Genomic DNA, 14,036 nt, shown 5'->3' with positions numbered 1-14,036 from the left:
ATTTGCATCGACAACTTGCTTAGGGAATCTCCGAACAAGTCTTCAAATGTGCTGAAATGCGCCTGACAACCTGATCCGAGCCGTCCATGAGCCAGATGAGTTTTTCCGACTTTGAGTACGCCGGTAAGCGCAAGCAAACTCGCCGCGAACGCTTTCTCGCCGAGATGGATCAGGTCGTGCCCTGGACAGGCCTGCTGGGGCTGATCGAGCCGTTCTACCCCAAGGCTGGTGGCGGTAGAAAACCCTACCCTCTGGAAACCATGCTGCGCATCCATCTGTTGCAGAACTGGTTCTCCCTGAGCGATCCAGCCATGGAAGAAGCGCTGTATGAAATCACGCCCATGCGCCAGTTCGCACACCTGACGCTCAGCGCACCGATCCCCGAAGACACCACGATCATGAACTTCCGGCACTTGCTGGAGAAGCATCAGCTCGCACCTGCGATCCTCGCGGTCATCAACGGTTATTTGCAAGAAAAAGGCCTGTCGCTACGCCAGGGCACCATCGTTGATGCAACCATTATTCATGCCCCCAGTTCCACGAAGAACGAAGAAGGCAAGCGCGATCCCGAGATGCATCAGACGAAGAAAGGTAACCAGTATTTCTTTGGGATGAAGGCCCATATTGGCGCCGATGCCGAGTCGGGGCTGGTTCATCACGTCCATGGCACCGCCGCTAATGTGGCTGATGTCACGCAGGTCGCCGAACTGCTGCATGGCGAAGAAAACGCCGTGTATGCAGACGCCGGATACACCGGTGTCGATAAGCGCGAAGAGCATGAAAATCGTGAGGTGATCTGGCAAATCGCAGCGCGCCGCAGCACCTATGCCAAGTTGAATAAACGCAGCTTGCTCTACAAGGCCAAGCGCAAGATCGAGTACTGCAAAGCTCAGACACGAGCCAAGGTCGAGCATCCGTTTCGGGTGATCAAGCGGCAGTTTGGTTACGTGAAAGTGCGCTTTCGTGGACTGATGAAAAACACAGCTCAGCTGACCACGCTGTTCGCCCTGTCAAACCTATGGATGGCTCGAAAACAGCTGATGGGTATGGGCGAGTTGGGCGCTTAACACGGAAGACCGGGCGAAAAAGCCTTCAATACACGACGCATCGGCCGCGTTTTGGCAAATAGCGGTGCGGGTCGGGGGAGTTTTCGACTTGCCGCCGCCGTGCGGCAAGTTGATCGGAGCATCCTTAGGTGGCTAAGTTGCATTTCGCGGTTGTCGACTCCATAAGTCCAATAATAAAAAGGGGCAACAAATGTTCAAGAAACTTCGCCTTGCAGCCATGACTGGCGTACTGTGTGTAATTGGTCTATCTGGCCACGCCCTAGCCGAGGAGCCTAAAAAGCTTGCCTTCGTAGACACCGGAAACACTGGCCGAAGTGTGATGGCGGAAGCAATCGCCAACGCAGCTATCAGCAAAGACAATGCAAATATTGCGGTAATCTCGCGCGCAGTCGACGGGGACCCTTATGACGCCAAACCGGAAGTCCACGCAGCCAGCTTGATGTTGGAACGCGGCATTGATGTCACTGCACATCGATCGGCGCAGCTGACCGCGAACGACATCAAACACTCCGACGCATTGCTGACGATGACCGAAAAACACAAGAACAAATTGATCGAGCAGTTCCCCGAAGCAAAAGACAAGACTTTCACTTTGGCCGAATATGCGACGGGTAAGAATGTCGATGTGCCGGATGCCTGGGGCAAGCCGATGGAGGCTTATGTCGAGGTGGTGAAGCAGCTGGACACCTTCGTTCCGGCCGCGCTGAAAAAGATCGTCGTCTCCAAATAAGTCACAGGATTGTTCGGCGTATTTACACGGGGGCCTTCCTGACGATCCTCACAAGCGCTTAGCTGTACCTAAAAATCAGCGCTCAAGTTCTGTGCAGCGTTCATACAAAATCTGGAGTCCTTATCAGACTCCGGATTTTCCGGTTGCTCATGGATTAGTTAACAATCCTTGTCACGTCTTCTTCAAGGATGTTCCGTGATTGCCGTGCCGGGGCGCCTGATTGGCGTTGCAGTGTTGCTGGCTGTTGTGGCTGGCGGCGCGGCGGCGTTGACCTGGCAGCTTCAGGACTGGCGCTACGGCGGGCAACTGGCAGAGCAGGCGAGGGTTCACAACGAGACGCTGAATCAGCTGACCCTCGCCGCTGCAACCCAACAGCGCGGAACAAGACAAACGCCTCGCGCTCGAGCAGCGACTGGCAACCAGCGAGCAAACCCATTACGAGGCTTTGAGCAGTGCTCAAAAAGACCAGTCTCGCCTGCGCGATCGCCTTGCTACTTGAAGCTCGGCACCCGCCAGACGCAAGAAAACGCCATGCAACTGACGAATGCTTTGCAGTCTGGTGACTGGGGGAGCGGGGCAGGCGCAATTGCCCAATTGGGGGCTGGGGCCGGCTCGTCTGTGGCAAGACGACTGCTGCGCAGCCGAACGCAGCCTTCGGCAGCTGCTACAGATCGCATTACGGCTTAAAGGAACAGCATTACGCTCATTGACGAGGCTTAAATAATGGGTGGCCGATCATTCAGACCGGAGGTCAGAGCAATTTACCCGTACTAAAACTATGGTTAATGGCTGGTAGCCAATAGCCATGAGATCCGCCATGAAGCTCGCATACTTCATTGTCAGCTATAGCCTCAACGGGTATCGAGTCGCGTTCGCTTACCCCGCGAAGTCCATGACAGAGGCGGATGCTTGCTACCTTTCCTTTCTGCACTCCCAGTGCGAGCTGGCGGCTAACCCACCCTGTGGAGGGACAGTCCGAGCAATGCGAGAGTTTGTCAGATTGAGCGGCATCACCGAAGTCGAATGGTACCGGTCTGTATAGCTCCTGCCACAAACGAAAAAAACCCAGCAAATGCTTAGGCCCGAAATAGGTGCGAGGAGCTTTCCCCTCCTGTCTGCGAAAGACCTTCTCTGCGCCGTCTCTCAATGAATGTGGACGCTACTCGAGGATGGGCGAAGAGTTTGGTACCTGGACTGCATTTGACGACGCACGAAAGTGCGATATTGATCTTGCTGCCAAGTTGTTTGGGCGTTAATCCGACCCGGTCCTTTCAACGTCGAGGCGAAGCGCGTTGATGGGGTGGCGATTCCGGTTGTTGCGGGTGACCAGACTTACCCTGATCGTGGGCTGGCGCAGGTTGCTGGTCGGGAGTTGGGGGCGATATTGGTGACGGCGCTATCCGAATCTAAACGACTGAAATTAAAAAGAAACATTGCTGTTGTAGAGTGCAGGCCTGATTCATGAGGGCTACTGAAGTGAACCGATCAGCACGAAACCTGCGTAAAACACTGGACTTTGCAGCAGCCAATAACGAGGCCGCAGCAGTTGATGTCATGCGGGCGATTGATCAGCTGGGTGACGAATTGCTGCGCCAGCGGCTGCTGGGTGTCGTCCATCGCCTGAATCAGGATGCAAGCGAGTTGCGGCAAGCCAGAGATAATGTCTCTGGAGCACTGATGAAGCTGGCCTGATGCCGACCTCCGTAAGGCTCAGGGCGCTTTAAGCTGACCACCCACTTTTCCCTTAGTGTCCCAGCGCAGCCCATGCGCAAGGTCTGCATGTAGGTGATTGGCTGTTGCAACGAGGCGGCAGTCTGCAGACAGAGCACGGATGGCAAAAGATCATCTCGGCACGGCATCGTCCGCTGATGCTCATTGGTATCACCAGCGTATCGAATTCGATGAGCTACACGCGACTGGCTATTGCTAGTCGATTGGGTTTAGCGCTGCCCTTCGATGGCCATGCGAACGGCCAAGCCTGTGAGGACCGTCCCCATCAGCCAGCGTTGCACAATCTGCCACAGGGGCCTGCTTGCGAGAAATGTCGCGATGGAGCCAGCCATGACGGCAATCAGCGCGTTGACGCTAATGCTAATGACGATCTGCGTAAAGCCAAGCACGATGGATTGCGACAGCACGCTGCTGTGGTCGGTGGGGTCGATGAACTGGGGCAGCAGCGACAAATACATGACCGCGACTTTGGGATTCAGCAGGTTGGTGACAAAGCCCATCATGAACAACTTGCGCGGGCCGTCCCTGGGCAGGTCTCGCACCTGGAACGGGGAACGGCCACCGGGCTTGACCGCCTGCCAGGCCAGGTACAGCAGATAGAGCGCGCCGCCGAGGCGCAGGGCGTCATACGCATAGGGAACCGCCAGGACCAGGGCTGTGATGCCCAATGCGGCGCAAAACATATAAACGACGAAACCCAATGCCACGCCGCCCAGGGAAATCAGCCCGGCCATTCGTCCCTGGCAGATCGACCGCGAGATGAGGTAGATCATGTTCGGGCCGGGAGTCAGCACCATGCCGAGTGAGATCAGGCCGTAGGCGAGCAGGTTGGACAGTTCGGGCATCGTGTAACTCCTGATGGAAGAGATAACGAATCGGACGCTCCGCTAAATCAATACAAGCGGTTTTTCGCCATCTCTGAGGTATGTACCTGGATGGAGCAGACGATAGTAGGGCGGTCAACGGGAGAGTGTTAGATACAGATTGACTCACAACACGTCATACAGCGATCGCAGCACCTGGTATCCGCTCCCTGGGAGACATTGCAACGTCAACGTGAGTAATGGATTGCTCCGTTATTACAGCCAAGGTGCCTTATAGGCACCTTGGCTGTTGGTTACGAGAGAGGGTGAATAGGCTCGCCAGATCCGTCACTGCGTTATTGTCAACTGTCGGCCGCGCGGCGCTGCACGATCCAAATCGCGCGCTCCATGATGGCGGCCTCCGGGGGCGTTTCGGTTCCGACGCTTTCAGCGACTTCGAAATGATGGTCAGGGCATAGGTTGGAGACTGGTTTTGATGGCAGTGACCACACGGTTACGGCCTTGGTGTTTAGCGTGATACAGGCGTTGATCGGCTACGTTCAGAATCGCCTCGATGGCGTCGCCGTCGCGGCCGGATTGCGATATGCCGATGCTCACTGTGACCACCATTAACCGATGAAAGCCGCTACTAAAAGAAGTATTTGCAACGGTGGTTCGCAGACGCTCAGCGATTTCACGTGCGCCTTCGAGTGAAGTCTGAGGTAGCAGTATCATGAATTCTTCACCGCCTACTCGGGCTACGCCGTCATACGGCCGGATCGAATCGAGGCATTTCTGCACAAACCCTTTCAGGATGTCATCGCCAACCTGATGCCCAAAGCGATCATTGATGGACTTGAAATTGTCCAGATCAAGTGCCAGCACGGAGAACGGCGCACCACCGCGTTTGGTCCGGCCAATTTCGGCCTCGACCCGCTCCATGAATCGACGCCGATTATCAGCGCCTGTCAGTGGATCGGTCGCCGCAAGATGTCCGAGTTCCTGATTGGTGCGCTGGAGTTCCTGTAGAGCGTTCTCGGTGTACTCCATTGCCTCGGCAAGACGCACCATAAGCTCCTCTTGGGAATAAATAGTCGAGAAAGACCGCGTGGTGAGGAACGCTTGCACTACCCCGTAGCTCAACAGGAAGAATCCGGCGGCGAAGATCGCATGAGCGAGCCACCACATGTGGTTCCAGGGACGTGCAAGGATGAAGGCAAGAGATGACAACGCGAACGCCGTGACCGATATGACAAAAATCACCATCAGTTGCGAACGGATACGGCGCAGCAGGAGCATCGCCACGTTCAATGTGGAAAAAACGAGGGCGCCACCTTCCAGCGAGAGGCGCACCGCAAGTTCGCTGGCAATCGACGAATTCGCGACGTATGCCACCATCAGGTCAACCAGCAGGAACAGTCCTATCCAGGTTAACCACGGGCGGGGTTTCATTCGTTGGTCCGCAGCATCAGGCGGGCGGTGGTACGACAGCATTCCGACTAACAGCAGTATTGACATGACCAGCCGAGAGGCCGGTCCATAAAGCAGGAAGAGCCAGATATTGTGGTGCGCGAGCCCGGTGAAGGCACCATGCAACGCGTAGATCAGTACAAAACCGAGAAAACCTAGCGTCATCCACCGCAGCAGCGGCTCTCCCGATGACTGATAGCAGCGCCACGTCACGTAAGTAACAAACAAGCCTTCCAGGGTGGCTGCCGTGATCGCGATGATATGGAACGCGTGGTTCTCGAATAGAAGGGTGGGGTCCTGAAAGAAGTACAAGTAGCTGATCAGGTAGGCTGGAATAAACGCAAATCCTGCGAGCAGCAGGCAGGCATAGACCCTAATGATGAAGCGGATTGTTTCAGGTGGCTCGCCGGTGGCGATGATATTGCTCATGGTTCCCTCCAATGTTGGATCTATTTTGCCAACACCGGACCAGTATTGGATCCGAAGTCGTATACATGCTGCGTTGGATTTAGATAATCAGCGCGAAATAAACCGGATTTTTGTCTTCCATGACTTTGGCTCCTGTGGAGAGCTATAGCCTAGTCGAGCAATGGCTGAGCTGCAGAAGGAACTTTCTGAATTCGGCATCGCAATTCCTTTTGGAGGTTGCAGCGCAGCAGTGGGACATCTTGAGGCAGCAGGAAGGGTTTTCGTTCGGTCGGCAGCACGCCGGGGGAGGGATTACGCGTGTCCAGTGCGGTTCGGTTCGCGCCTGATTTGAGCCGGCTGGCATAAGCGCAGCATCAGTTGGATGGCAGAGGCCAAGGTAATTTCAGCAAGGGCTGAGACGATCGTCGGCAGCTCTCCATGATGTCTTGCGTTCAGTTGAGCCACACAGGCGCGCTTCTGGCACATCGCCTGCACCGTTTTTCACAAATGTAAGTTAACCTTTGATTACAAAGTATGACTAAAATGCGCACCACTGGCCATGAGCTAGCTTTCTGCTCAGGATCCCGTGCTTAACCGATTCACTTGATAGTTGGATCTCGGACGCTGCGTTCAAATCAGGCTTGTGGCGCGCGGCATGTACTCTTCTGAACTGTGACGAACTCCCGTGAAACTCATCATTGTCTCCCTCTACGTTTTATCCATTGCCTATGTGCATCTACGTGGTCGCATCCGGCACAAACTGAGTCGTCAGTTGAGTGACCATTCGACCTTCCTGGCACCGATTAACTGCTTCCTTTACCTGTTTTCGAAAATCCCCAACAAGCCTTACCTCGATCCGGCCGACTTCCCGGATCTGAGCCCTTTGCAGGCCAATTGGCAGGAAATCCGCGCCGAGGGCCAAAATCTGCTGAAGGCAGGGGAAATCAAGCGTTCGGATCAATACGACGATGTGGGCTTCAATTCGTTCTTCAAGACCGGCTGGAAGCGCTTCTACCTGAAGTGGTACGGCGACAGCCATCCATCGGCCACCAAGCTCTGCCCGCGTACCACGGAACTGGTGCAAAGCATCGGCTCGATCAAGGCGGCGATGTTCGCTGAATTGCCACCGGGCTCGAAACTGGTCCGTCACCGCGACCCGTATGCCGGCTCGTACCGTTACCACCTGGGTCTGGAAACGCCTAACGATGAAGGTTGCTACATCGACGTCGACGGTGAGCGCTATCACTGGCGTGATGGTGAGGCGGTGATGTTCGATGAGACTTACATTCACTACGCCGAGAACACCACCCAACAAAACCGCATCATCCTGTTCTGCGATATAGAGCGCCCGCTGAAGTACCGCTGGGCCACAGCGTTCAATCGCTGGTTCAGCCGCAACGTGATGTCCGCTGCTGGCGCGCCAAACGATGCAGGCGATAAAACCGGCGGCTTGAACCGGTTTTTCGGCAAGATCTACAAAGTGCGTTTGCGCGGTAAAGAACTGAAAAAGCGCAACCGTACGCGGTACTACCTGGAAAAGTGGGCGATTTTCGGCGGCTTACTGGCCATTATTGTATTGATCTGAGCACGATCCACGCGTCAGCAGCCTTTGCTGGCGCGCGGCGAGGTTTTCCGGCCGGTCTGCGGTGCGGTTCAATCGGTGTTAAATCTGCGCTGGAGTATTGTCTTCACAGGGGCGAATCCTGCGCGTAGCGTGTTATCGAAGACCCTATCTGCATGTACTGGAGGAACTCCACCATGAACAGGTTTGTGCTCGGTACCAGCGCGTTGGCGTTGAGTGGCTTGCTTGGCACTCTGACCCAGGCCGGCGCAGACATTGGCATGCTGGCTGCCACGGTGGAGCATCCGGTGCTTCTTGCCCAGAATCTCCCTGACAACTCCGATAACCCCTACAACAACCCGATTCGCCGGGTAAATCCCAACAGCATGCAGGGCACCCAGCCCAGCGCGCCGATCATTCGCGGGCCGAACACCGTGCCGGTTCCCCGTCCGCCGACCCTTGAGAACGGCGGGATCGGCAATGGCTATCCACGCAGCGGCACTGCGCCGGGCACGGTCAAACCGTATAGTGCGCCCAACGCGCCAGCCCGAGATTCGGACACCCGCAGTTATTGAGTGGCATTGACCGTAACGCAGGAGCGATCCTTCGGTGCGAACCATCTGCGCTGTACCCACATTGGCGTGCTCAATCGCAAACCGATTTTCGCCTGCCAGTACTTCATGTCCAAAGGACATTGGCAAATTTACAACCACAAAGCCAAGGGCCAGGCCATCAACGGCAAGTGCCGTACCCTGGCGGTTCATGAGGCGCCCAAGGCCGCGGTGGACCTTGCAGTGAAAACCGCCAACCTCATCGGCGACGGTCTGTACGGCGTCGACCTCAAGCAATCCGGGCGATGTCATCCGCACATGGCTTTCAAGCAATCAGCAGGAATACCGAATGAACAGGGAACAGGCGATTGCCGCGGTCGTCTACCGTGGCGATAGCGTTGAAAACACTCATATCGCCCATGTCGCGGTCGTCGATGCCGATGGTCGCATGCTCAGCGGCTTTGGTGACTCATCACGCATGACGCTGGCCCGGTCCGCCGCCAAACCTGCGCAAGCGTTGGCGGTCATGGAAACCGGTGCACTCGAACAATTCGGCCTGGACGATGCTGACCTGGCCTTGATGTGTGGCTCCCATAGCAGTGAAACACGACATATCCAGCGAGCGCTGAGCATGCTGGCCAAGGCCGGCGCCAGTGAAGCAGACATGCGCTGCGGCGGTCATCCGCCCATCTCGGATGAGGTCTATCGGGCCTGGCTCAAAAGCGATTTTGTACCCGGCCCGGTGTGCAGCAATTGTTCAGGCAAACACGCCGGAATGTTGGCGGCCGCCAAAGCGCTGGGTGCAACGCTGGAGGGCTATCACCTTCCAGCTCATCCGCTTCAGCAGCGGGTGATGCAGACGGTGGCTGAGGTTTGCGAGGTTTCTGGTGACGCCATTCAGTGGGCTACCGATGGCTGCAACCTGCCGACACCGGCCTTCGCGCTGGATCGGCTGGCGTTGCTCTTCGCCAAAATAGCCAGTGCTGCCGATACCGACGAAAATGCCCGGTCACCACGTGAAGCTGAATTGGCGCGGATTTATCGAGCCATGACGAGCTACCCTGAGCTGGTCGCCGGGGAGGGCCGTTTCTGTACGACGCTGATGAAGGCCTTCGACGGCCAACTGGTGGGCAAGGTCGGCGCCGATGCGAGCTATGCAATGGGTGTGCGTGGTGTGGCGGGCCAGCAGGCGCGGGGTATTGCGGTAAAAGTCGAGGACGGAAATCAGGCCGTCCTCTATGCGGTGGTCTGTGAAGTGCTGACACAGCTGAACATCGGTACGGCCGCGCAACGTGCACACCTCAGTGCCTGGCATCACCCGCCAATGCTCAACACGGTGAAGGTGCAGACAGGGCGTATCGAGCTGACGTTTTCACTGGAGCCCGTTTAGCGCTCAACTATCGCATTCGACAGAAAACTGGCCATTGACTTGCCTTTCGCGCACAGCTAATTTCGAGCCATGACTTCCACCGTATCGCGCCGCCAGCCGAGCATTATTACCGCCATTCCTTATTTGGCGGGCTAGCTGACGACTGCACCCAACCCGCCCTAGAGGCGGGTTTTCATTTTCTGTCTCCGGGGCCGTGAACAAAGCCAGGAGACGTTGATGGACACCAACACCGACACCGCCAAGCAGGCCCTGCTTGAGCACTACGTGAAAAAAATCCTCGCCGCGCCGGTTTATGAGCTGGCAGTACGCACGCCCTTGCAGGTGGCCCCGGCGTTATCCGAGGTGTTGGGCAACCAGATCCTGCTCAAGCGTGAAGACCTGCAACCGACCTTTTCCTTCAAGATTCGTGGTGCCTACAACAAACTGGCCCAACTGAGTGCCGCGCAAAAGGCCCGCGGGGTGATTACCGCCTCGGCCGGCAATCACGCCCAAGGCGTGGCACTGGCGGCGCGGGAGCTGGGGATCGAGGCGAGTATCGTCATGCCCACGTCAACACCGGAGCTGAAAGTGATTGGCGTGCGCAGTCGAGGCGCGAATGCGGTGTTGCATGGCGAGAGCTTTCCGTTCGCCCTGGAGTACGCATTGAGCCTGGCCCGTCAAACCGGCCGGACCTTTGTTTCGCCCTTCGACGATCCGGACGTGATCGCCGGGCAGGGCACGGTAGCCATGGAAATCCTGCGTCAGCATCAAGGCCCGTTGGACGCAATTTTCGTCCCGGTGGGTGGCGGCGGTTTGATCGCCGGCATCGCCGCCTACGTCAAATACCTGCGGCCTGACATCCGCATCGTCGGCGTCGAGTCGGAACACTCCGCGTGCCTGCAAGCGGCAATGTTGGCGGGCGAGCGAGTGGTGCTGCCGAACGTGGGTACCTTCGCCGATGGCGTAGCGGTCGCACAGATCGGTGCGTATGGCTTTGAGATCTGCCGCCATCATGTCGATGAAGTGCTGACCGTTAGCAACGACGAACTGTGCGCAGCGATCAAGAATATCTACGACGATACCCGCTCGATCACCGAGCCATCCGGCGCGTTGGCCGTAGCCGGAATCAAGAAGTACGTGGCGCAAACCGGTGTTCAAGGGCAGACCCTGGTGGCGATCGACTCGGGGGCCAATATCAATTTTGATAGCTTGCGGCATGTGGCCGAGCGCGCCGCATTGTGCGGCGTCCCGGTGTAAGTCGCTGAAAGGGATTCAGGCGAGCAGCGGACGCAGAAACGTCCGCTCGTAGCTGAGGATGAATTTCTTCTCCACCACCTGCGCCACCAACGCGGTGCTTTCGGAGTCGGTCAGGGCAACATGCCGATAGCTTTCGTAGTCTGCCAGCGAAGGAAAGCTGAACAGGCAATAAGCGATATTGTTCGCGCCTTCGGACGGTAGGAAGTACCCGTGGTGCGTACCGCCCAAGCGTTCGACAACACCAAGCCAGGCCTTGGCGTAGGCTTCGAACTCGGTGAGTTGGTAAGGGTCGATCACATATTTGACGTGGCAGGTAATCATCGAGTGCGCTCCGTTTATTCTTGACGGGCTTTATCGACCTCGACCGACGCCGACCAGATCCGGTAGCGCACTTCGACGTCTTTCGGCACGTAGACCACAATTGGCAGTTTGCTGTTGTAACGCAGCCGGAAACCCTCACCGACGACCGCCACGAAGTCCTGTTTGCTCTTGCCGTCCGGGCACGCCATCAGGGTGCTCATCGGGCCGATGACTTTCTCCAGTCGATAGAACGGATAACCCCAGCCTTCAAGGTTTTTTTCCTCCAGCGTGCCACCCAGACGCTGGTGATTGCAATCGACGGTCAGGGTTTTCCCGGCGAGGATTTCGACCAGGTAGTTGTCTTCCCGGGTTTGCGGAGCGAGGTGAATCACCTGGCGGGTAAAGCCGCTTTCAGCCTTGGGATAGGGGGCAACGTCTTCGAGTTTCGCAGCGCTGGCCAGAGTCGACAGACCGGACAGCAGCACCGCCGCGGCGGTGAGAATAGATGAGCGCATGATGCCTCCTTGCTCTTGGTTGAGTCAGTGAACGCGAGCATTCTCATTGTGCTGGCCGCTCAATGCAAACCACGACGGCGAAGCTGGCAACGTGCGGGATGATTAGTGGCAATCATGCGTTTTGCATAAGGCCATTCGGCAGTTCGTCGCAAATCGCTGATTTACCGACAGCCCGTCGTGCGAATTCCCGGGCATGCCTTATGCTTCATCCCAGTGCATGAAAAACACCCCAGGAAAGCCGCGAGATAAGGATGGGCAAGACTGACGGCGGTTAACCCGGCGACTGATCGATAGTCCTATAAAAAGGGAGGGTTGTAATGTTTCTTTCTGCCTTGGAACTTCGCAATATCATTGAACACAGCTTTTTGCCTAAACGGTGCCAGTGCACTTTGTCACCAGACCTGTCGATGACCGTCAAGGTCTACGACAACCACCAGACGGACCAACTGGATCTGGTAGTGACCGGCATCGACGCGACCGCCCTTAACGGTTGTCGTGAAATCAACGATCTGATCGCTGAATTGCGCCACGACCTGGAGGATCACACTCCCGGCAGCCATGTGCTCGCGTCAAAGGTCCGCGCGCATTAATCCACGGTTTCTGCACGTTCGACGGGCACACGCGGGGTCTGGAGAAATGCCAGGCCCAGCGCAATCTCCACTGTCACTGCCAGCAAGATGCCTGGGCCGGCGTGCCCATTGAGCCATTCGCCGACACCCAGCGTGGCCAGTCCGAAAACCCCCACCACGAAGCCGCTGCTCAGCGCGCTACGCGAAACGGACGGCGGCGCGTTGCGAGCCTGATAAAACATCACGCCCAGCGCCACAAACAACACCGCGCCGCGTCTGGCCACCAACCCTGTCGCGTCCGAGTACCCGATACTCCAGATCGACAGCATCACCTCAGGAATGAAGCCCCAGACCAGCGCCAGCGTAAAACTCAGACCAGCGGTAAACGTAGACAGCGTGCGAAACGACAACTGCATGGCGAATCCTTGCGGCAGTGAGGGGAGGCCAAAGCATAACCTTTGGCCTCGCTCACGCCCATCGCCAAATAACGCTGCGCAGCGTCATGACTCAGTTTTGATAGCTGCAGGCATCCGACAGCTTGAGGTAGCTGATGTCCTCCTGTTTACCCACGTTGTCGATGAACTTCATCTCTGCCGTCACCACCTTGCAGTCTTGCGTTGTGGGCTCGGTCATCGAAACCACTTTCTTGACGTGCAGCGACATTCCGTAGTGATACGGAACAGGCTGGGAAGGTGCGGAGTCGGCCAGCGCCAGCCCGGTAAACCCGGTGCAGGCGAGGGCAGAGGCCACCAGCAAAATACGCATGTTCATGAGAAATCTCCGGTGCAGACGTGAAGTCAGCGCGACACCTGACGATGTCGGCCCTGCCGCGCAGGGCGTCAGTAGATTCTGCGCGAACGCGGTCCATTTAATTTTAGACCGCAGGATTAACCGGGGGTTAAGTTCGGCGGGTGTTCAGGTGATGGGATGGGGGAGGATTTTTTGGACCTGACCCACTGCCCGAGGCACGGGCAGTGGTAGATTTTTGGTTGGAGACGAGGCAAACCTGACATCAGGTTATCGCGCGATAGCACAAGTTTCGGGTGATTCTTACGCCTCAGCCAACCTTATGGTTTGGCATGGCAGCTTGGGGGGCTTTCCCGGCTCCAGCATGCCTTTGATTCCGTCCTTTGAATAACCAGGTGGCGATGGTGCAGGACTAAACCTGGTGGTTCAAGGCGCAAATGCCCTGTGAGTGACAAACTCCCATTGGCGGCTTCGCACATTGAAGTAGCCGGTACCCGAAGCGTCGTCGAACTCGCTGCAGCTGCGTCCGGTCAGCCAATAATTGAGGTAGTCGTGGGGCAATAGAATGTGAGCGATGCGGGCGAAAATCTGCGGATGCGGATCCTGGGTCCACAACAGCTTGGACACGGTATAACCCGGTGCGATGGCCACGCCGAGACGTTCCAGCGAACCGCTTTCTCCGCCCGGATGGGCCAGCAACCGATTATTTTCCGCAGTGGTTTCGGTGTCGCACCAGAGTTTGGCCGGGCGCAGGACCTGGCCTTGTTCATCGAGCAGGACCAGGCCGTGTTGCTGGCCCGAGACGCCTATGCCGAGAATCTCCTGGCCGTTGACGAAGTTGTCTTCCAGCACCCATTGCACGAAGGGTTCGCAGACCACGGGCCATAAATCGTCGATGCCGTGCTCGTCGTGCAGGTGCAAGCGGTGAGCCGAGAGATACGCGCCTGGCGCGAGCGCT

Annotated in this window: 13 protein-coding genes and 4 pseudogenes; 10 read left to right on the top strand and 7 right to left on the bottom strand. The window is 56.9% G+C overall.

Annotation, left to right across the window (positions count from 1 at the left end; translation table 11 throughout):
* Positions 1-86 precede the first annotated feature (86 nt).
* From HK44_RS17745 to HK44_RS17735, 4 genes and pseudogenes are all read left to right on the top strand, one after another.
* Positions 87-1,067 (top strand): IS5 family transposase, encoded by a 981-nt coding sequence (locus tag HK44_RS17745; protein ID WP_024265003.1) that lies wholly within the window; start codon positions 87-89, stop codon positions 1,065-1,067.
* Positions 1,068-1,257: 190 nt separating this feature from the next.
* Complete coding sequence (locus HK44_RS17740; protein ID WP_024265038.1) at positions 1,258-1,797, top strand: protein-tyrosine-phosphatase; 540 nt, start codon at positions 1,258-1,260, stop codon at positions 1,795-1,797.
* 195 nt (positions 1,798-1,992) lie between these two features.
* Positions 1,993-2,293: pseudogene (locus tag HK44_RS29850) on the top strand (lysis protein); the annotation flags it as partial.
* A 980-nt stretch (positions 2,294-3,273) separates the two neighbouring features.
* Positions 3,274-3,489 carry a hypothetical protein gene (locus tag HK44_RS17735; RefSeq protein ID WP_019690150.1) on the top strand — a complete coding sequence of 72 codons (216 nt, stop codon included), beginning with the start codon at positions 3,274-3,276 and terminating at the stop codon, positions 3,487-3,489.
* A gap of 248 nt (positions 3,490-3,737) precedes the next feature.
* Here HK44_RS17735 and HK44_RS17730 read toward each other — a convergent pair whose 3' ends face one another.
* Positions 3,738-4,373, bottom strand: coding sequence for a LysE family translocator (locus HK44_RS17730; protein WP_019690151.1), 636 nt, complete (start codon positions 4,371-4,373; stop codon positions 3,738-3,740).
* Positions 4,374-4,799: 426 nt separating this feature from the next.
* Positions 4,800-6,230, bottom strand: coding sequence for a GGDEF domain-containing protein (locus HK44_RS17725; protein ID WP_019690152.1), 1,431 nt, complete (start codon positions 6,228-6,230; stop codon positions 4,800-4,802).
* A gap of 664 nt (positions 6,231-6,894) precedes the next feature.
* On the opposite strand from HK44_RS17725, the gene lpxO reads away from it, so the two are divergent.
* The 5 genes and pseudogenes from lpxO to ilvA all read left to right on the top strand — a co-directional run.
* The gene (gene lpxO / locus HK44_RS17720) at positions 6,895-7,794 is read left to right on the top strand and encodes a lipid A hydroxylase LpxO (RefSeq protein ID WP_019690154.1); all 900 of its coding nucleotides are present in this window, start codon (positions 6,895-6,897) and stop codon (positions 7,792-7,794) included.
* 173 nt (positions 7,795-7,967) lie between these two features.
* The gene (locus HK44_RS17715; protein ID WP_019690155.1) at positions 7,968-8,345 is read left to right on the top strand and encodes a hypothetical protein; all 378 of its coding nucleotides are present in this window, start codon (positions 7,968-7,970) and stop codon (positions 8,343-8,345) included.
* A 60-nt stretch (positions 8,346-8,405) separates the two neighbouring features.
* Positions 8,406-8,624, top strand: a pseudogene (locus tag HK44_RS17710) (RimK family alpha-L-glutamate ligase); the annotation flags it as partial.
* A gap of 46 nt (positions 8,625-8,670) precedes the next feature.
* Positions 8,671-9,711: an asparaginase gene (locus HK44_RS17705; RefSeq protein ID WP_019690157.1), complete on the top strand. Its 1,041-nt coding sequence runs from the start codon at positions 8,671-8,673 to the stop codon at positions 9,709-9,711.
* Positions 9,712-9,927: 216 nt separating this feature from the next.
* Positions 9,928-10,929 (top strand): annotated as a pseudogene (ilvA, locus tag HK44_RS17700) (threonine ammonia-lyase, biosynthetic); the annotation flags it as partial.
* Positions 10,930-10,962: 33 nt separating this feature from the next.
* Here the strand turns inward: ilvA and HK44_RS17695 are convergent.
* Together HK44_RS17695 and eco are read right to left on the bottom strand one after the other, a co-directional pair.
* Entirely contained in the window at positions 10,963-11,268 is a 306-nt protein-coding gene (locus HK44_RS17695; RefSeq protein ID WP_019690159.1) for an NIPSNAP family protein, read from the bottom strand.
* A 14-nt stretch (positions 11,269-11,282) separates the two neighbouring features.
* A complete protein-coding gene (gene eco, locus HK44_RS17690) occupies positions 11,283-11,762 on the bottom strand; it encodes a serine protease inhibitor ecotin (protein WP_019690160.1) in 480 nt (159 codons plus the stop codon).
* Positions 11,763-12,079: 317 nt separating this feature from the next.
* Between eco and HK44_RS17685 the strand changes: the two genes are divergently transcribed.
* On the top strand, positions 12,080-12,352 hold the full coding sequence (locus HK44_RS17685; RefSeq protein ID WP_019690161.1) for a DUF1652 domain-containing protein: 273 nt from the start codon (positions 12,080-12,082) through the stop codon (positions 12,350-12,352).
* On the opposite strand, the gene HK44_RS17680 is transcribed toward HK44_RS17685, so the two are convergent.
* The 3 genes and pseudogenes from HK44_RS17680 to HK44_RS17670 all read right to left on the bottom strand — a co-directional run.
* Complete coding sequence (locus HK44_RS17680) at positions 12,349-12,747, bottom strand: hypothetical protein (RefSeq protein ID WP_019690162.1); 399 nt, start codon at positions 12,745-12,747, stop codon at positions 12,349-12,351. The genes HK44_RS17685 and HK44_RS17680 overlap by 4 nt on opposite strands.
* 91 nt (positions 12,748-12,838) lie before the next feature.
* Positions 12,839-13,102, bottom strand: a complete 264-nt coding sequence (locus HK44_RS17675; protein WP_019690163.1) for a DUF2790 domain-containing protein — start codon at positions 13,100-13,102, stop codon at positions 12,839-12,841.
* Positions 13,103-13,534: 432 nt separating this feature from the next.
* Positions 13,535-14,008 (bottom strand): annotated as a pseudogene (locus HK44_RS17670) (FGGY family carbohydrate kinase); the annotation flags it as partial.
* Positions 14,009-14,036: the final 28 nt, after the last annotated feature.

The sequence above is a fragment of the Pseudomonas fluorescens HK44 genome (genome assembly GCF_000217955.3).
Classification (GTDB): domain Bacteria; phylum Pseudomonadota; class Gammaproteobacteria; order Pseudomonadales; family Pseudomonadaceae; genus Aquipseudomonas; species Aquipseudomonas fluorescens_AQ.
Note: the sequence above shows the minus strand (reverse complement) of the source record. Positions and strands in the feature narration are given on the sequence as shown.